Below are 18,499 nucleotides of genomic sequence, written 5' to 3' on the forward strand. Positions count from 1 at the left end.
CTTATCCTGATTTTGTATATAGACTTAATTTTGATGGCATGAGAGTTTTTTTGATTTCTTTACTGATGGTTTCTTTTTTTAGTTTTTCCTCGTTTGCAAACAAGGTGAAAATTGAAAGAGTAGAGCCGATGTTTTGGTGGGTGGATATGACGAATCCAAATTTACAACTGTTGGTTCATGGAGAAAATATTTCGAAATATGATGTTGCTGTGAATTACGAAGGAGTTAAGATTGAGGGAATTGTTACCACCGATAAACCTAACTATCTATTTGTAAATCTGAAGATTGATAAGGGCGCTAAAGCAGGAGGCTTCGATCTTATTTTTTCGGAAAATGGCAAAAAGAAAGCAAGCTACTCGTACGAATTAAAAGCTAGAAAGGAAGATTCGGCTAATCGGAAAGGTTACGATGCATCGGATGTGGTGTATTTAATTATGCCAGATCGATTTTCAAATGGAGACCCAACCAACGATTCGGTGGATGGAATGAAGGATAAATTAGATCGTGAAAATCCTGACGGTCGCCATGGTGGTGATATTCAGGGAATTATTAATCACTTGGATTATTTGCAGGAACTTGGAGTTACAGCGCTTTGGAATACACCATTAATGGAGGATAATCAGCCAAGAACATCCTACCATTCTTATGCAATTTCAGACTATTATAAGATTGATGCCCGTTTCGGAAGTAACGAGGATTATGCACGCTTATCTGCGGAAGCGAAAAAACGCGGAATTAAATTGATCATGGATGTGGTGACCAACCATTGTGCTTCGGCTCATTGGTGGATGAATGACTTACCTGCAAGCGATTGGGTGCATGTTTTTCCGGAATATACCAATTCAAATCATCGTAAGAGTACTACGAACGATCCATATGTTTCTAAAGTAGATTACGAAAAGAATTTTAATGGCTGGTTTGATAACAGCATGCCTGATTTAAATCAGAAGAACGAATTAGTAATCAATTATTTTATTCAGAATACCATTTGGTGGATAGAATATGCTGATTTAGGAGGAATTAGAGTTGATACTTATCCTTACAACGATAAAGATGCCATGGCAGTTTATTCAGGTACAATTATGGAGGAGTATCCAAACCTAAATATTGTTGGAGAAACTTGGTTAAGTTCGCCTGCAGAGATTGCTTACTGGCAAAAAGATGCTGTAAATCATGATGGATACAATTCGAATTTACCATGTGTAATGGATTTTTCTTTGTTCGAAGCTATGACACAAGCATTTAATGAAAATGAAGGTTGGAATACAGGATTAATTCGCTTGTACAATTCTCTAGCCTTTGATTATTTGTATCCACACACCGACAACTTGTTTATTTTCGCCGAAAATCACGATACAGGTTATTTGATGTCGATGTTGGAAGGTGATATTAATAAATTGAAACACCTGATGACTTTCCTTTTAACAACCAGAGGGATTCCCCAGATATACTCAGGAACAGAAATTTTACTGGAAGGCAAAAAAAGCGATGGCGATGGCAAAATGCGTGTTGATTTTCCGGGAGGATGGGAAAGCGATGCCAAAAATGCATTTACTGCCGAAGGTCGAACATGGAAAGAAAATGAAGCTTTCGATTACTTAAAGAAATTATTGAACTGGAGAAAAGAAAATCCGGTAATTCATACAGGAAAATTGATGCATTACGTGCCTGAAAATGATGCTTACGTTTATTTTAGAAGCAATGCAGAAAAAACAGTAATGGTGGTGATTAACAAGAATGAAAAGGCTCAAAAACTAGATTTGAATAGGTTTTCAGAGAGTTTAGGAGCTTTTACTTCTGGAATAGAGGTAATGAGTGATGAAGAATTCGATTTGTCGAAAGGAAGTATTTCTTTAGCGCCAAACACATCAATTATATTAGAATTAAAATAGGCGTGATCGGGTGATCACTTAAAATAGGAAGCTCGGAATATGTGTAAAAGAATTGTTTTAAAGTTTTCGTTTGTACTGCTTGTTGCTCTTGCGTCTTTTTCTGCATTTGCACAAAACAGTCAGCGGGTTTATCAATCGTTTAAGGCCAATGGCAATCAATTGGTAATTGTTGTGAACGATGGGAAGTATGAGATTCAGTTTTACAATGAAAATATTGTAGAAACGGCTTTCATCCCGAAAGGGGAGACTAACAAAGGAGTATCGCATGCTGTAGTTTTAAAACCAGAATTCCCAAGCGCGAAACTGCTTGAGAAAGGGAACAATTTAGTGTTTCAATCGAAGGGAATTAACGTAACAATTTCAAAATCTCCTTTTGATATCAGCTATAGCTATAAAGGCAAAGAATTGCTTTCCGAAAAAGAGGGATACATTAAAACCGACAGCACCGAAAATATCGATTTCTCGATTGAAAAAGAGGAAGTTTTATTTGGTGGTGGTGCACGTGTTTTGGGCATGAACAGAAGAGGAAATAGACTACAATTATACAATCGAGCTCACTATGGCTATGGAACGCATTCCGAATTGATGAATTACACCATGCCTTTGGTGATTTCTTCGAAAATATATGCGGTTCATTTCGATAATGCTCCTATTGGATATTTGGATTTAGATAGTGAAAAAACAAACACACTTCGTTACGAGAGTATAAGCGGAAGAAAAGTATATCAGGTCGTTGCCACGGATACTTGGGAAGATTTCACCTATGAATTTACCAACTTAACGGGTCGTCAGCCAATGTTGCCACGTTGGAGTTTTGGTAATTTTTCGAGCCGATTTGGATATCACTCGCAAAGGGAAGCCGAAGAAACGATTGATCAGTTTCTGAAAGATTCTATTCCTGTAGATGCGATTATTTTGGACCTGTATTGGTTTGGAAAAGAGATGAAAGGGGAGATGGGAAATTTAGCTTTCTATCGTGATTCATTTCCAAATCCTGAAAAAATGATTGCCGATTTTAATGCCAAAGGAGTAAAAACAATTCTGGTTACGGAACCATTTATTTTAACTACATCAAAACGATGGGATGAGGCAGTGAACGAAGAGGTTTTGGGAACGGACTCTATTGGTAATCCGTACACATACGATTTTTATTTCGGTAACACCGGATTGGTGGACGTGTTTAAGCCGAAAGCCGTTGAATGGTTTTGGGATATTTACAAAGGATTGGCCAACAAAGGAGTTGCCGGTTGGTGGGGCGATTTGGGAGAGCCAGAAGTTCATCCGTCAGATTTGAAGCATGTTAACGGATCGGCCGATGAGGTTCACAACATTTACGGTCATTATTGGGCAAAATTAGTACACGATGGTTATCAGAAAGACTTCTCGAAGCAACGTCCGTTTATTTTAATGAGAGCGGGAGCTGTTGGCTCGCAACGATATGGCATGGTGCCTTGGACAGGAGATGTGAGTCGTTCGTGGGATGGTTTAAAGCCACAAACCGAAATATCATTACAAATGGGATTGCAGGGAATTCCTTACATGCACTCCGATTTGGGAGGTTTTGCAGGCGATAATTTAGATGATGAATTGTACACCCGCTGGTTGCAATATGGTGTTTTTCAACCGATATTCCGCCCGCATGCTCAGGAAGCTGTTGCTTCGGAACCCGTATTTCGCGAGCCGAAAACAAAAGCTTTGGCAAAGAAATCAATTCAATTAAGATATCGGTTAATGCCTTATAATTATACGCTTGCTTTCGATAACAATCAGACTGGATTGCCACTGATGCGTCCATTGTTTTTCGAAGAGCAAAACAACAAAGAATTACTATCAGTTTCGGATACTTACCTATGGGGAGATGCATTTTTAGTATCGACTATAACTGATGCAGGTTTAAAAGAGAAAGAAGTATACATGCCAGCTAATTCAGTTTGGTTCGATTTTGTATCGGAAAAGAGATATGAAGGAGGCAAAACTTATGCAATAAAAACTGAAGAAGATCATATTCCTGTTTTTGTGCGTGCTGGTTCTTTTGTTCCAATGATAAATGGAATGCAAAACACAACAACTTATTCATCGGAATATATCGACTTACATTACTATCACGATAAGTCGATTACAACTAGTAAAGCACATTTGTATAACGATGATGGAGCTACTCCTGATGCCTTTGAAAAGGGAAAGTATGAAATATTGAATTTTAATTCGGAAGCTAGCAATAAGAAATTGAAGTTGGATGTCGCAACTGAAATAGGAGGCAATTACAATTCTGTGAAAAAAGAAATTAATTGGGTAATTCACAATATCAATAAAGAGCCGAAAAAGCTGTACTTGAGAAAGAAAAAAATTGAGTTTACCTGGAATAAGGAAGAAAATACAATCCGCTTTAAAGCTAAAGTTGGAGCAGAAGGAAATCAATCAATAACAATTAAATTACGATAGGTTTTATAGGAGGATTAAGAGTAGATAAAGTGTTGTAATCATTTCAATTTAATCTGTTTTAATCATTAACAAACCTATAAAATCAGCGTCTAAATAAAATCGAAAAACAATGAAAAAAATAGGATATAGCATATTTGTAGTGGTGCTTTTTTTGCTATCGGCATGTGCCACACCCGAAAAGCAAATTGCAGATGCAGATAAGCCGTTTGTGTGGGAAGGAGCTAACTTGTACTTCTTGTTGACCGACCGATTTAATAATGGAAACACTAACAACGATGTGAACTTTGAACGCGAATTGCCAACTGGGAAGCTGAGAGGTTTTGAAGGTGGCGATATTCAGGGAATTACTCAAAAAATAAAAGAGGGATACTTTAATGCTTTGGGAATTAATGCCATTTGGTTTACTCCGGTTACCGAACAAATTCACGGATCGGTTGATGAAGGCACAGGAAATACCTATGGTTTTCATGGTTATTGGGCCAAAGACTGGACCGCTTTAGATCCGAACTTTGGAAGCATGGAAGATTTGGCCGAATTGGTTGAGACTGCTCATGCTAATGGAATTCGAATTGTAATGGATGCAGTACTCAATCATACCGGACCAGCTACGGAAACCGACCCAGCTTGGGAAACAGAGTGGGTAAGAACCGGACCAACCTGCACTTATCAGAACTTTGAAACGACTACTGAGTGCACGCTTACAGATAATTTGCCAGATATTAAAACGGAAAGTAATCAGGAAGTTACAATTCCAGCAAGCTTAGCCGAAAAATGGAAAAATGAAGGCAGGTATGAGCAGGAAATGAAAGAGTTGGACGAATTCTTTGCCCGTACAGGATATCCTCGCACACCAAAATACCATCTAATTAAATGGTTGTGCGATTACATCATCGAGTTTGGAATTGATGGCTATCGTTCCGATACAGTAAAGCACACCGAAGAAACGGTTTGGGGCGATTTTCGCACCGAATGTGAATATGCATTTCAGCTTTGGAAAGAAAAAAATCCTGAAAAAGTGATGGATAACAACGAATTTTATTCGGTAGCGGAAGTGTATGGATACAATATCAGTAATAAATTTGCTTACAGTTTTGGCGATAAGCAGGTGAACTATTATGCCAATGGATTTACTGATTTAATCAACTTTGAATTTAAGTACAATTCGTTATCGAATTACGAAGAATTGTTTTCGAAATATTCGGAGATATTAAATGGTGACTTAAAAGGTTATGGCATTTTAAACTACCTAACATCGCATGATGATGGTTCACCTTTCGATCAGAAACGAGAAAAAAGCATTGAGTCTGCAAATAAATTATTGTTGTGTCCAGGAACTTCGCAGGTGTATTATGGCGACGAATCTGCACGATCATTAGTGATTGAGGGAACGGTTGGCGATGCTACTTTGCGTTCCTTTATGAATTGGGAAAAGATAGCAACCGATACGCATACGCAAGCTGTATTGGCTCATTGGCAGAAGCTTGGTAAATTCAGAAGAGATCATCCGGCAGTAGGTGCAGGCGTGCATAAAATGATTTCGGAAACACCTTATGTGTTCAGCCGAATTTACAGCAATGCAGAATTGCACGATCAGGTTTTTGTGGGATTGGATTTACCAATTGGAAAAAAGGATTTGACCATTGAAGGCTTGGAGAATGGAACCAAATTACGAGATGCTTATTCTGGAGAGACGGCAAAAGTGAAGAATGGAAAAGTAAGTATCGATACGGAATTTGATGTAGTACTATTGGAAGTTTTGTAAATAATCTAAAATCTCATATCTAATATCTTAGATCTAAAAATTATAGAAATGAAAAAAATGAATCAGGTTCTTTTGAGTTTGGCTATCCTAGCAGGAATGCTGGTTTCTTGTCAGAGCAAAACGGCAAATAAAGCTGTTGCTGAAGAAGTGAAAATTGAAAAACCATTGGCATGGACACGCAATGCGAATATTTATGAAGTAAACATTCGTCAGTATACACCAGAGGGGACTATTAATGCTTTTGTGGAACACATGCCTCGCTTAAAGGAAATGGGTGTTGATATTCTTTGGGTGATGCCAGTTTTTCCTATCTCTGAAAAGAACCGTAAGGGAAGCATGGGTAGTTATTACGCTGTGGCGGATTATCGTGCTGTAAATCCAGAATTTGGAACTATGGATGATTTGAAAAACATGGTAAATAAAGCTCACGAAATGGGCATGCACGTTATTTTAGATTGGGTTGCCAATCACACTGGTTGGGATAATTTCCTAATTAATGAGCATCCTGAATATTACACACGAAATGAAGCTGGTGAGGTTGTTATTCCTGAAGGTACCGACTGGTCGGATACCGCAGACTTGAATTACGAAAACAACGACATGCGCGAGTTCATGATCGGTTCTTTAAAATATTGGATTGAGAATGCTGATGTTGACGGATTCCGTTGCGATGTAGCAGGAATGGTTCCTACCGATTTCTGGGAAAAAGCTCGCAAAGATCTAGACGCTATCAAACCAGTGTTTATGTTGGCCGAAGATGGCGGACATGAATTATTGGAAAATGCCTTTGATATGGGTTACGGATGGGATTTTCACCACATCATGAACGATATTGCAAAAGGTGAAAAAAATGCAGACGATGTGGAGGCTTTCTTTGCTAAAATAGATACGATTTTTCCTGCTGACTCCTATCTTATGAACTTTATTACCAACCACGACGAAAACTCATGGAACGGTACCGTAAAGGAAAGAATGGGAGAAGGTGGTAATGCGTTTGCAGTATTAACTTTTACCATGCCCGGAATGCCTTTAATTTATAGCGGACAGGAAGCAGGAATGGACAAGCGATTGAAATTCTTCGAGAAAGATACAATTGATTGGAGCAACAAAACATTGGAGCCTTTTTACAAGCAATTAATCAGCCTAAAAAGCAACAATAAAGCATTGCAAAATGGTGTAAAAGGAGGAGGAATTGTTCGAATTCCTTCGGATAAAAGCGAAGCTATTTATGCATTTACTCGCGAAGCAGAAGGCGATAAGCTAGTGGTGGTATTAAATTTGACTGCAGAAGCTCAGGAATTTACACTTTCGTCGGAAGCATTAGCAGGCGACTACAAGGATTACCTTAGTAATGAAGAGGCCAAGTTTACTGCAGAAGAGAAAATGTCTTTGCAAGCTTGGGAATATAGAGTTTACGTAAAGTAACATAAAATAGAAGGCTTGGTGGATAGGGGTTTTTACGCCTATTAACCAAGCCTTTTTCTTTAAAATTTCAATTGATGAAAAGGGGGACTTTTTCAACTTCTCTTTTGATGTGTTTTTATTTGCACAAGCGTGTGATCCAGAAAGTCAATAAGATAGTGAAAAAAGAGGGCGTTTTATTCTGTCAAATATGCACTCGAACAGTAAAGCGATTAATAATAGATCAGCATTTTTATAAGCACCTACATAAGAAGAAATAAAGCTAATATTATAATTAGTTACAGGTTTAAGTCTGAGAATTTGATGCTTGGTCAGATCAATCTAAAAGCAGAATTCTATTCTTTAGGAAGCTTTACTGTAAAAGTGGTTCCCTCGTTTTTCACACTATGTACTTTTATTTCCCCCTTATTTTTTTCTACAAATTCTTTGCAAAGAATTAAGCCTAGTCCCGTGCCTTGCTCATCGTTTGTTCCAAGGGTGGAATTATTTTTAGCGATATCGAAAAGGGAATTTACTGCTTCATTTGACATGCCTACTCCTGAATCTATAATTTGAATTTCGTAGAATTTGTTACTCGATATAGCATTCAGACTTACGGAGCCTCCTTCATTGGTGAATTTTATAGCATTACTAAATAAATTACCGAATACTGTAGTTAGTGTATACTTATCAGCAGTAATAAACCAGTCTTTCGGAATATTATTTTGGACCGAAATTTTCTTCGTGGATGCATTTGGAATATATGGAAGAATAGCTTCATCAACCAAGGACTTTAACTCCATTTTTACATGAACAATTTTAATTCTGTTTCTTTGTGAGTTCGCCCAGGTTAATAAATTTTCCAGCAACTTATGGGTAGTAATGGCCGAGCTATTAATTGTTGCAATATACTCTTTCCTATCTTCGTTACTTATAATATCGTAATTCCCCATTAGTAGATCACAAAATCCAAGTATTACATTAAAAGGATTTCTTAGATCGTGTGCAATTATCGAAAAGAATTTATCTTTTGAGGCTACTGCTTCAGTCAATACTTTAGCTTGTTCTTGTATTTTCGTTTTCTGATTTTCTAATTTCTCGTTTTTTTCTGTGAGTAGATCAAATGCTACCGATAATTCAGTTTGTTGCTTTGTAATAAGTTTATTTTTCTCTTCGAGCGTAGCATGAGCTTTCTTATTTGTTCGAAGACTTTTATAAATCAAAGCAAAAAGAAAGACTAAGAATAGAATCGAAATGTACAAGATATAAGTGCGACTTTGTTGTTTTTCAATCTTAGTCGTTTTAAGTTGGTTTTCAATCTTTAGCAATTCATTCTCTTTTTCTTTCTTTTCCGATTCAAATTTGGCTTGCAACTCACGTATCTGTTGCGATTTTTCTATTGTATAAATACTATCCTTTAGCTGTAAAACTTTATTTTGGTAATGATATGCCTTCGAAAAGTCTTTCATTTGAGCATACGTGTTTACTAATGATTCATATGCGCTTTTTTCTATATCTAAAATACCTAAGTTTTTGGCAGTTTTTAAAGCTTCCAGACTATATTGTTCCGATTTTTTAAACTGTTTAAGTTTAAGGGATATACTTGCCATGTAAATATTGCTCCTGGCAATACCCTTGTCGTTTCCTACTTTACTATAATATTCAATGCTTTTTTTGTTGTATTTTTGAGCCAAAATTAAATCTTCTTTATCGTCATATGCCGAAGCTAAATTTCCATAAGACATTGCTATTAAGTAAAGATCGTTTTCTTGCAAGGCAAGAGTCAAAGCTCTATCAAAGTAAGTAATAGCTTCGTCATACTTGTGTTGATCTTGTTTTGCACAACCGATATTCTGTAAAGAAGCCAATATACCATCAATATCGTTTATTTTTTCAAGCTCGTGCAAGCTTTCCAAATGATATTTTAACGCATTTTCTTGATCTCCAAGTTCACTAAAAACTAAGGCAATGTTAATTTTTATTTTAGTGGATGTTATTGTGTCTTGTCTATTTTCGGCAATAGACAAAGCTTGTAAATAACATTCGTTACATTTTTTAAGATTTCCTTTCTCCCAATAAATAACTCCCATATTCGACCAAGCTGAACAAATTCCGTATTCGTCCTTAAGTTTTTCATAGATTTTTAGAGAGTTTTCATATGCACTAATAGATTTATTGTATTCACTTTGAAAAAAATAGACATCGGCCATAGAACCATAGCAATATGCTGTGTATTTATTAATATTCTTGTTTATAGATAAGTGGAGGGCTTTTTCGTAATAGGTTAACGCAGAATCGATGTTGGTGGGCTGAAGTTGTTGCCCTAAATCGATTAGTAAATTTATTTTGGTGGTATCATTTTTTTCTTTATTTAAACGCAACAATAGACTGTCGGTTGTATTTGTTTGTCCAAACAAAATTATACTTTGAAAAGAGAAAAGTAGAGTGAGATAAATGTATCGCATAAGTTTTCAGTTTTTTTAAGGGGCTGTAAATGTAGGTATTTATCTATTCATTAGAGAATTACTGATATATTTTTACTGTAAGTTGATGTTTTTTTGTTAGTACGAAATTGTATCACGTACAGTTTTATAAAGTGCACATACATATACGATAAAATCGTGCGGTAGCAGAGAAAAGCTATTCGTTTAGGAAAAATAAACAAGCGACAAATCAATTTCTTAGTGATTCTAAAGTTTTTCATCATCGTAAAAAAAATGGATTGTTCTTTATTGATAATTTAAAGAAAGGGAAGAAGTAGATCATCCGGAAAAATGATCAACGAATTGTGGAATTTTCTCTTCGAATTGGATTATTTAAAGAAGGAGGGGCTTGTTTTTAGAACGTGTGATGAGCTAAGGTTGAAATCAAAAAACGCCTCTTTCATTTTAAGAAAGGAGGCGTTTTTGCTTAAAAATTGATTGCTGAACTAAACTAGTTTTTCAGCTCCTGAAAAAATCTCTTCAACAACAAGAATAGCTGCACCATGACCAGGTAAACGTTCTGGATTCCATTTTTTCATGTCATCGAAAGCCTTGCCTTCTGTAACATATTCAATATGGCCTTTTACTTGAAAGGCTTTATCTTCATTTGTGATGAAAAGAATAACTCCTTTACTTCCAGAAGTAATGTTTTTCATCGTTTTATTAAAAAAATTATTGGCTACAATAATGCTGTTTTCTTCGAAAATGGATACACAAGTTGCATAGATTGAATTTGGAACGGCATCTTCTGAAACTGTTGAAAATACGATAGGGCCTTTGCGATCATTCCATGCCTCTTGAATAGTCTGAGGAATTGTAATTTTATTGCTCATTTGAATTGAAATTAGAATTAAAAAAGAAAGCTCATTATGAGATATTTCTCAAAACAAATGTAACAGGAATGTCGCTAAGCTGCAAATTATATCATTTATAGCTTGTTTCCACATAAATATTATACCAATATTGCAGCGAACAGCTACTAGCAACAAGCTTGGGATTTTGATTATTTTTTTAACTTGGAACTTGAGTTTTAACCTCTCGATTTGGTTTCAGACAAGCTGGCCTTATCCTTAATTTATCGCATTGCGATCCAAAACATCCATTACTATCGATTTGTAGTTTCTGCCGATTGGTATTTGCTTGCTGTTAATTCCAATGATACTGGAAGAGTAAGTTTCAATTTTATTGATTGCAATAATGAACGATCGATGAACTCTTAAGAAGTTGCTTTCGGGTAGTTTCTCTTGGATATTGCTAATGGTATTTAGGGTAACAATTTCTTTGTTATTTTCCAGATAAATGGATACATAGTTTCTTTGGCTTTCGATGTAGAGAATCTCGTGTAAAAAAACCTTAACCATTTTCTTATCGGATTTTACAAAAATGAATGGTTGATCGGTTGTAACTGGCTCCTTTTTTTCTGTGATTTGAAAATCATGTTTTTTAAGTTGGAAATATCGGTTGACAGCTTTAATAAAGCGTTCGAAAGGAATGGGTTTAATTAAATAATCCAGAGCCTCTAAATCGTAACTTTCCAAAGCATATTCCGAATAGGCGGTAGTAAAAATTACCGAAGGTGGGTTAGAGATATTGCGTAGTAATTGAATTCCTGTTAAGCCTGGCATTTGAATGTCCAGAAATAACAAATCAATCTGTTTTGTATTGAGAATAGACAATGCTTCAACAGCACTTCCGCATTTTCCTTCCAGTTGCAAATAATCAATCCGATTGATATATTCTTCAATCACATCTTGAGCTAAATTTTCATCATCAACAATTAAACACTTTATATTCATTGCAAGTTCAAAGTTAAATGCACGTTATACGATTCCTCAGTCATTTCAATTTTTAGATCATGACTTTCAGGGTAGATTAAAGATAGTCTCCTTTTTACGTTTTGCAAACCAATGCCTCCTACAATTGAATCCTGATCAGAACTTGCATCAGGTACACTATTTTCAATTTTAAGAACCAAATTCTGATTTTTAATGCCAATTTCTATGGTAATCCAGGCTTGTCCATCAAAACCTTTGGTGCTGTGTTTAAAAGCATTCTCTATAAATGGTAAAATAATCATAGGAGCAATCCGATTGGTATTGATATCTCCCCAAATGTTTACGCTCAAATCTATTCGATTGCCATAGCGAATTTTTTCCAAGTCCAAATAGCTTTTTATGCAAGCAATTTCTTTCGAGAGATCTACTTGAGTAGAAGTGGTTTCGTAAAGCATGTATCGTAATAAATCCGATAATTTTAGAATTACATCTAAGGATTGATCTGATTTTTTTAAAATAAGTGAATACAAACTATTCAAAGTGTTGAAAAGGAAATGTGGTTGCACCTGATTTTTTAAAAAGATCAATTCAGCTTCCAACTTTTCTCTTTGCAGTAGTTGTTCATTTTGTTGAATCTTAGCCAAATATTCCATCAGCTTAACTGTCATAGGTAAGGCAAGTACAGCACCTAAATTAACTGCTCCTCTAACTAGTTGAGTGATCGAGAATGTTGGCTCCTTTTGCCAATTTGAGAAAAAGAAATCAACAATAATAAGATTATCGGTGATGCGTTGCAAAATGGCTGTAATTCCAATTGTTATCAGAAAGGAAAAAAGAAATTGCCAAATTTTTCTTCGATATAAAAAGTGCGGATACAAGTAGTATATTACAATATAAACCAAAAATATTTTTACAGGAAGGTTTATCAATTCAACCTTAATGGTTTTAAGGTAATCAGCATCATAAGTTCCCCATGCGTAGGCAAAGAAAAGTACAAAAAAGATCCAATAAGTAAGATGCTGAACAAGTCTGTTGTTCACCATTTTCGAAATCCAATTGTTTTCTGGTGTGATGATTTGCATTTGTTGGTACGTAAAATTCGCAATATACATATGTAAGGGATTTTAGAGCATTTTGCAAATAATAGGAGCTTTTATACTTGCCGAAAGGATGGATTACTGTTTTTCAAGGACAAAATACGCCTACAGGAATCACTGATACTCCATAAATATCCATCATTGTACTTGCAATATTATCTAGATTATCAGAACTTAAATAGGAAATAGAGGGGTTTGAAAGGGGGTAGCAATACCATTCGTACGAATTACCATCTTTCAGCGACCAACAACGGATTGTAAAGGATACTTGTAAGCCTTAAAATTATTAGTTTATCTGAATAGTTTATAATATTGTTTGTAGTTGGACGGAAGTCCTTAATTGTAAATTAATTATAGATATGAGAGAATTAGGAATAATTGCATTGTTATTTGTTGGTTTTATAGCCAATTCACAAAATAAAGGAAATGTGATTGGTACTATTGATAACTACCCGGATTTTCAATCGAACTATGTTACGGCAAGAAATGTTGATGTTTGGTTGCCCGAAGACTATTCAGATACTCAAAAATATTCTGTTTTGTACATGCACGACGGACAAATGTTGTATGATCCTGAAAAATCATGGAATAAACAAGCTTGGGATATCGATAATGTTGCCACAGATTTATTAAAAGCCAATAAACTAAAGAATTTTATTGTGGTTGGTATCTGGAATGGGGGACAAACCAGGCATATCGATTATTTTCCTCAAAAACCGTTTGAAGCTTTATCGCAAACCGAAAAGGATACGGTGAATGCACAATTGCAAAGATCGAGTAGGACAAATGAGATTTTTAAACCTGTATCTGACAATTACCTTCAATTTATTGTAAAAGAATTGAAACCGTTCATCGATAAAAAGTATTCGGTTTATACCAAGAGAGAGAATACGTTTATAATGGGAAGTAGTATGGGCGGATTGATATCCATGTATGCTATTTGCGAGTATCCAAAAGTTTTTGGTGGTGCCGTTTGTCTTTCAACGCATTGGCCTGGAACATTTACATTGGATAACAATCCCGTGCCGAATGCATTTATTAGTTATTTGAGTGAAAATTTACCTAAAGCGAATGGGCATAAAATCTATTTCGATTGTGGCGATCAAACTTTGGATGCTTTGTATCCTGCCATTCAAGAAAAAGTAGATGCGGTAATGACTGCAAAAGGATACGATGAAACCAATTGGATGACCGCGTTTTTTCCAGGTGAGAATCACAGCGAAAAAGCATGGAACAAAAGATTAAATATTCCATTGGAATTTATACTAGGAAAAAACATAAAATAATAAACATATGAAACGATTATTACTAGTTGTATTCACAGCACTTTTATTCGGTAATGTATCTGTGTTTGCAAAGCAAAAAATTGATCATCTGGAACCTGCTTTTTGGTGGGTAGGAATGAAGAATCCTAATCTTCAATTGTTGGTTCATGGAGAGAATATAGCTGAGCTAGAAGCTGAAATTAATTATCCTGGAGTAAGCATTGAAAAGGTGAACCGAGTAGAGAATCCAAACTATCTGTTTGTTGATTTAAAGCTGAGCACTGAGCTTACAGCCGGGAGTTTTGATATCTTGTTTAAGAAAGGAAAGAAAACGGTAGTAAAGTACAATTATGAGCTAAAGGAAAGAAGAAAAGGAGCCGCCGAACGCAAAAGTTTCACTCCCAAAGATGTTATGTATTTGATTACGCCAGATCGTTTTGCCAATGGAAATACCGACAATGATCATGTTGAAGGATTAAGCGAAGGATTGAATCGAGAGGACAAATCGGGACGACACGGTGGTGATATTCAAGGGATGATTGACCATGTGGATTACATTGCTGATATGGGATTTACAGCTATTTGGGTGAATCCTTTGTTGGAGAATAATCAAACCACATCTTATCATGGTTATGCTACTACCGATTATTATAAAATTGATGAGCGATTCGGAAGCAATGAAGAATATCTGAACTTATCGAAATTGGCACAAGAGAAAGGAGTTGGTATTATTATGGATGTAATTCTGAACCATTGTGGTTCAGAACATTGGTGGATGAAAGACCTACCATCGAAAGATTGGATTAATTTTGGTGGAGAGTTTGTACGTACTTCTCACAAAAGAACAACTGTTCAGGATCAATATGCATCAAAAGAGGATTTAAAGGATTTTACTGATGGATGGTTTGTAAAGTCGATGCCAGATTTGAATCAACGCAATCCGTTTATGGCAACTTACCTAATTCAGAATGCTATTTGGTGGGTTGAGTACGCAAATCTTTATGGAATTCGTGTGGATACTTTCCCATATTCTGATGCTGATTTTTTAAGCGAGTGGGACGTAAGACTCTTAGCTGAATATCCGAATTTGAATATTGTTGGGGAAGAATGGAGTACCAATCCTAACATTGTTTCGTACTGGCAAAAAGGCAAGCAGAATATGGATGGATACGATTCAAATTTACCAAGCTTAATGGATTTTCCAATGCAACAGACTTTGGTGGAAGCATTAACACAAGAGGATACCTGGGGAACAGGCTTAATTCGTTTGTACGAATTATTAGTAAACGACGTATTGTATCCAGATCCGAATAACTTGGTAATTTTTCCCGATAATCATGATATGGCTCGTATTTTCGATCAGTTAGATCGTGATTATGACCTTTATAAAATGGCCATGACCTATGTGCTAACGATGCGTGGAATTCCTCAAATTTATTATGGAACAGAGATTCTGGCGAAAAGTGATGCAGGCAGTGATCATGGTTTGTTACGTACCGATTTTCCTGGTGGTTGGGAAGGCGATCAAGTAAATGCTTTTACTGGCGAAGGCTTAAGTGAGCAAGAGAAAGATGCACAAGATTTTTGTAAAACCATACTGAACTGGAGAAAGAAGAAAGAGGTAATTCATTCGGGTAAATTAATGCATTATGCACCAGATAATGGTGTGTATAGCTTTTTCCGATATTCGGATACCGAAAAAGTAATGGTGATTTTAAACAAGAATACCGAATTGGTACAATTAGATGCCAAGAGATATTACGAAATGCTAGGTAATCATACTGTTGCTAAAGATATTATCTCAGACAAAATTGTTCAACTGAATTTAGGCATAGAAGTTCCGGCCCGATCGGCAATAATTTTGGAGATAAAGTAAGCGTAAATTGGAATTAGTTAGAAAGCCCTGGAATTTTATTTCAGGGCTTTTATTTTTTAATTATCCTCTTTTGGTTTTCGTGGTAATACCTCTTCGGGGAATGGGAATAGAATGGTCGAATTCTTTTCCGAAGCAATATTGGCAAGCGTTTGGTAGAGTCGTAATTTAATGGCCGATGGCGATTTGTCGATTAGTTTACCAGCGGCAAGCAAACTTGCAGCCGCTTGTTCTTCTGCAGTAGCCAGAATAATTCGCGCTCTACGGGAGCGTTCTGCTTCGGCTTGGTTGGCCATCATTCGGCGCATATTTTCGGGCAATTGAATGTCTTTAATTTTTACATCGATAATTACAATTCCCCAAACTTCGGTTTCTTTTTCTACAATAGACTTGATATTTTTTCCCATTTCTTCGCGTTTCGATAGAATCGTATCCAATTCTACCTTACCACACACATCGCGCAAAGCGGCTTGTGCCAACTGAGTAATGGCAAAACTATATTCTTCTACTTCTAAAATCGCCTTTTCGGGATCGTTGATTTGAAAAAATACAACGCCATCGATACTACATGGCACATTGTCTTCGGTCATTACTTCCTGCGAGTCGATATTGATGGTGATTACCCGAATATCCACAATACTTATGGTTTCGATAATGGGAATAATCCATCGGAAGCCGGGTTGTAATATTTTAACGTACTTTCCAAATCGGAATTTTAAAGCTCTTTTGTACTCGAAAATAATGCGGATTCCCGCCAACAGGAAAAATAGAATGGCAACACTGCTTACTAAGAAGAAATTCATAGGGTATGGTTTTAGCTGTGGTTAAAATTGATAATCGCAATTTGTATTGGTTTGAGGGAGAACTAAAAGAATAAGAAGGAGAGTTTTTATCCTTTGCATACGAGTGTCTTACTTCAATTTACGAAAATCTGTTGGCAGTGGCAAAATTAGATTTTTGTGCCTTCAGGTTTATAATTTGCAGGTGTTGAGTTAAGAATGTTTTCTTCTTTTGCAGGATTGTTATTTGAAAGAGTTACTACTTTATCACGACAGTAATGCCTCTATTTTACTGGTAAAAATTGGTCTAAATTTTCATATTAAGTATTTGATTATTTAATTTTGCAACAAAAAAAGAATGATTTGTAATTTAGAGAAGAAATCTATTGAAGAGTTTAAGACCACAAATATTTTGCCTCAAACTCCTTTTTGGGCGCGGGTAAAAAAAAATCAAGGATTTATACCCAAGGGATTTGAGTTGACAATATCAAAAGATTTATTGTTTTGTGCCGCTAATTCTACCGAAAAATTAAACGAGGATTTACTAGTTTTAATTAAGTATGTAGATGCTACTAATTGTTTTGCATATATTCCCTACGGACCTAAATTAGAACCTACATTTGAAAACCAAGGATTATTTTTAGAACAATTATCGGAGTCTATAAGACCACATCTTCCATCTAGCTGCATTTTTATTCGTTACGATCTGATTTGGGAAAATCAGTGGGCTATTGAAGAGGAGTATTTTGATAATTCTGGAAATTGGATTGGACCACCTCCAGATAAAACTCAGGAATATAGGATAAACTTTAATACGATTAATTGGAATCTGCATAAAAGCATAGAGGATCATTTGCCAAAAAACACCTTTTTTCTTGATTTATCTTTAAAAGAAGAGGATATTCTCTATAATATGAGATACAATACAAGATATAACATTAGAAAAGCGAATAGGAAAGGAATAAGAGTGCGTGAATATGGAATCGACCATATCGGAGAATGGTATAAATTATATCTTGAAACATCATATCGGCACAATATACCAGCTCAAAATCAAGAGTATTTTGCTACTATTTTGAGAAATCAGGACAATAGTAAAAAAGGAGTAAGTGTAAAAATGTTAATGGCTGATTATGGTGGTAGTTTTCTTTCTTCCATGTTTTTAGTTTTATCAAAAAAACGAGGAACTTATTTATATGGGGCATCCACATCAGGTAAAGATAATCTGATGGCAAGCTATTCTTTGCAATGGGAATCCATACGCCTGGCAAAAGAGTGGGGGTGTTTAGAATATGATATGTTTGGTTCGGCTCCTAATTTGAATCAAGCTCATCCTTTACATGGCGTGCATATTTTTAAGAAAGGATTTGGTGGAAATCTTTATCATAGAATGGGATGTTGGGATTATCCATATAATAAGCAACTTTATAATTTGTATCGAATTCAAGAGGTGAAAAAATAGAGCAAGAAAGCTTCTAATGCCGAAAAGGATAGCTGTACAAATTGGGCTGCGATCTATTTCTATGTTTTAGGATATGAATGTGCACTTAACAGCTAATTAATTATAAATTGAATGGGTAAAGTGGAAAGAATAAGATTAACACTATAATACCCTAAGAAAATTAGACCAGGAGCTTAATTGAAAAATAATGTAAATTAAACTCATGGAAAAAATGAAAAGAACACGTCGTAAATTTAGCTCAACATTTAAAGCAAAAGTTGCAATAGAA

12 protein-coding genes are annotated in these 18,499 nt (G+C 35.7%); 7 read left to right on the plus strand and 5 right to left on the minus strand.

Features of this window, described 5'->3' with window-relative positions; translation table 11 throughout:
* Positions 1–38 precede the first annotated feature (38 nt).
* The 4 genes from BZG02_RS16980 (at position 39) to BZG02_RS16995 (ending at position 7,521) form a co-directional block, all read left to right on the plus strand.
* Positions 39–1,892, plus strand: coding sequence for a glycoside hydrolase family 13 protein (locus BZG02_RS16980; protein WP_101262946.1), 1,854 nt, complete (start codon positions 39–41; stop codon positions 1,890–1,892).
* A gap of 39 nt (positions 1,893–1,931) precedes the next feature.
* The gene (locus BZG02_RS16985) at positions 1,932–4,334 is read left to right on the plus strand and encodes a glycoside hydrolase family 31 protein (RefSeq protein ID WP_101262947.1); all 2,403 of its coding nucleotides are present in this window, start codon (positions 1,932–1,934) and stop codon (positions 4,332–4,334) included.
* Positions 4,335–4,443: 109 nt separating this feature from the next.
* The gene (locus BZG02_RS16990) at positions 4,444–6,096 is read left to right on the plus strand and encodes an alpha-amylase family glycosyl hydrolase (RefSeq protein WP_101262948.1); all 1,653 of its coding nucleotides are present in this window, start codon (positions 4,444–4,446) and stop codon (positions 6,094–6,096) included.
* A 48-nt stretch (positions 6,097–6,144) separates the two neighbouring features.
* The gene (locus BZG02_RS16995; protein ID WP_101262949.1) at positions 6,145–7,521 is read left to right on the plus strand and encodes an alpha-amylase family glycosyl hydrolase; all 1,377 of its coding nucleotides are present in this window, start codon (positions 6,145–6,147) and stop codon (positions 7,519–7,521) included.
* A 332-nt stretch (positions 7,522–7,853) separates the two neighbouring features.
* On the opposite strand, the gene BZG02_RS17000 is transcribed toward BZG02_RS16995, so the two are convergent.
* From BZG02_RS17000 to BZG02_RS17015, 4 genes are all read right to left on the minus strand, one after another.
* On the minus strand, positions 7,854–9,962 hold the full coding sequence (locus tag BZG02_RS17000; RefSeq protein ID WP_101262950.1) for a tetratricopeptide repeat-containing sensor histidine kinase: 2,109 nt from the start codon (positions 9,960–9,962) through the stop codon (positions 7,854–7,856).
* A gap of 464 nt (positions 9,963–10,426) precedes the next feature.
* Positions 10,427–10,813, minus strand: coding sequence for a pyridoxamine 5'-phosphate oxidase family protein (locus tag BZG02_RS17005; protein WP_101262951.1), 387 nt, complete (start codon positions 10,811–10,813; stop codon positions 10,427–10,429).
* Positions 10,814–11,050: 237 nt separating this feature from the next.
* Positions 11,051–11,776, minus strand: a complete 726-nt coding sequence (locus BZG02_RS17010; RefSeq protein ID WP_101262952.1) for a LytR/AlgR family response regulator transcription factor — start codon at positions 11,774–11,776, stop codon at positions 11,051–11,053.
* Positions 11,773–12,867 (minus strand): sensor histidine kinase, encoded by a 1,095-nt coding sequence (locus tag BZG02_RS17015; RefSeq protein WP_101262953.1) that lies wholly within the window; start codon positions 12,865–12,867, stop codon positions 11,773–11,775. The genes BZG02_RS17010 and BZG02_RS17015 overlap by 4 nt, the downstream gene beginning before the upstream one ends.
* Positions 12,868–13,211: 344 nt before the next feature.
* On the opposite strand from BZG02_RS17015, the gene BZG02_RS17020 reads away from it, so the two are divergent.
* A complete protein-coding gene (locus BZG02_RS17020) occupies positions 13,212–14,138 on the plus strand; it encodes an alpha/beta hydrolase (protein ID WP_101262954.1) in 927 nt (308 codons plus the stop codon).
* A gap of 7 nt (positions 14,139–14,145) precedes the next feature.
* A complete protein-coding gene (locus BZG02_RS17025) occupies positions 14,146–15,993 on the plus strand; it encodes a glycoside hydrolase family 13 protein (RefSeq protein WP_101262955.1) in 1,848 nt (615 codons plus the stop codon).
* A 56-nt stretch (positions 15,994–16,049) separates the two neighbouring features.
* On the opposite strand, the gene BZG02_RS17030 is transcribed toward BZG02_RS17025, so the two are convergent.
* Positions 16,050–16,793: a slipin family protein gene (locus BZG02_RS17030; RefSeq protein ID WP_101262956.1), complete on the minus strand. Its 744-nt coding sequence runs from the start codon at positions 16,791–16,793 to the stop codon at positions 16,050–16,052.
* Positions 16,794–17,127: 334 nt separating this feature from the next.
* Here BZG02_RS17030 and BZG02_RS17035 point away from each other — a divergent pair, with 334 nt between their 5' ends.
* Entirely contained in the window at positions 17,128–18,231 is a 1,104-nt protein-coding gene (locus BZG02_RS17035) for a lipid II:glycine glycyltransferase FemX (protein WP_101262957.1), read from the plus strand.
* Positions 18,232–18,499: the final 268 nt, after the last annotated feature.

Source organism: Labilibaculum filiforme (genome assembly GCF_002843315.1).
Classification (GTDB): domain Bacteria; phylum Bacteroidota; class Bacteroidia; order Bacteroidales; family Marinifilaceae; genus Labilibaculum; species Labilibaculum filiforme.

Coding starts and splice junctions, on each gene's coding strand:
- BZG02_RS16980 (WP_101262946.1), top strand. CDS start 39: ATGAGAGTTTTTTTGATTTCTTTACTGATGGTTTCTTTTTTTAGTTTT.
- BZG02_RS16985 (WP_101262947.1), top strand. CDS start 1,932: ATGTGTAAAAGAATTGTTTTAAAGTTTTCGTTTGTACTGCTTGTTGCT.
- BZG02_RS16990 (WP_101262948.1), top strand. CDS start 4,444: ATGAAAAAAATAGGATATAGCATATTTGTAGTGGTGCTTTTTTTGCTA.
- BZG02_RS16995 (WP_101262949.1), top strand. CDS start 6,145: ATGAAAAAAATGAATCAGGTTCTTTTGAGTTTGGCTATCCTAGCAGGA.
- BZG02_RS17000 (WP_101262950.1), bottom strand. CDS start 9,962: ATGCGATACATTTATCTCACTCTACTTTTCTCTTTTCAAAGTATAATT.
- BZG02_RS17005 (WP_101262951.1), bottom strand. CDS start 10,813: ATGAGCAATAAAATTACAATTCCTCAGACTATTCAAGAGGCATGGAAT.
- BZG02_RS17010 (WP_101262952.1), bottom strand. CDS start 11,776: ATGAATATAAAGTGTTTAATTGTTGATGATGAAAATTTAGCTCAAGAT.
- BZG02_RS17015 (WP_101262953.1), bottom strand. CDS start 12,867: ATGTATATTGCGAATTTTACGTACCAACAAATGCAAATCATCACACCA.
- BZG02_RS17020 (WP_101262954.1), top strand. CDS start 13,212: ATGAGAGAATTAGGAATAATTGCATTGTTATTTGTTGGTTTTATAGCC.
- BZG02_RS17025 (WP_101262955.1), top strand. CDS start 14,146: ATGAAACGATTATTACTAGTTGTATTCACAGCACTTTTATTCGGTAAT.
- BZG02_RS17030 (WP_101262956.1), bottom strand. CDS start 16,793: ATGAATTTCTTCTTAGTAAGCAGTGTTGCCATTCTATTTTTCCTGTTG.
- BZG02_RS17035 (WP_101262957.1), top strand. CDS start 17,128: ATGATTTGTAATTTAGAGAAGAAATCTATTGAAGAGTTTAAGACCACA.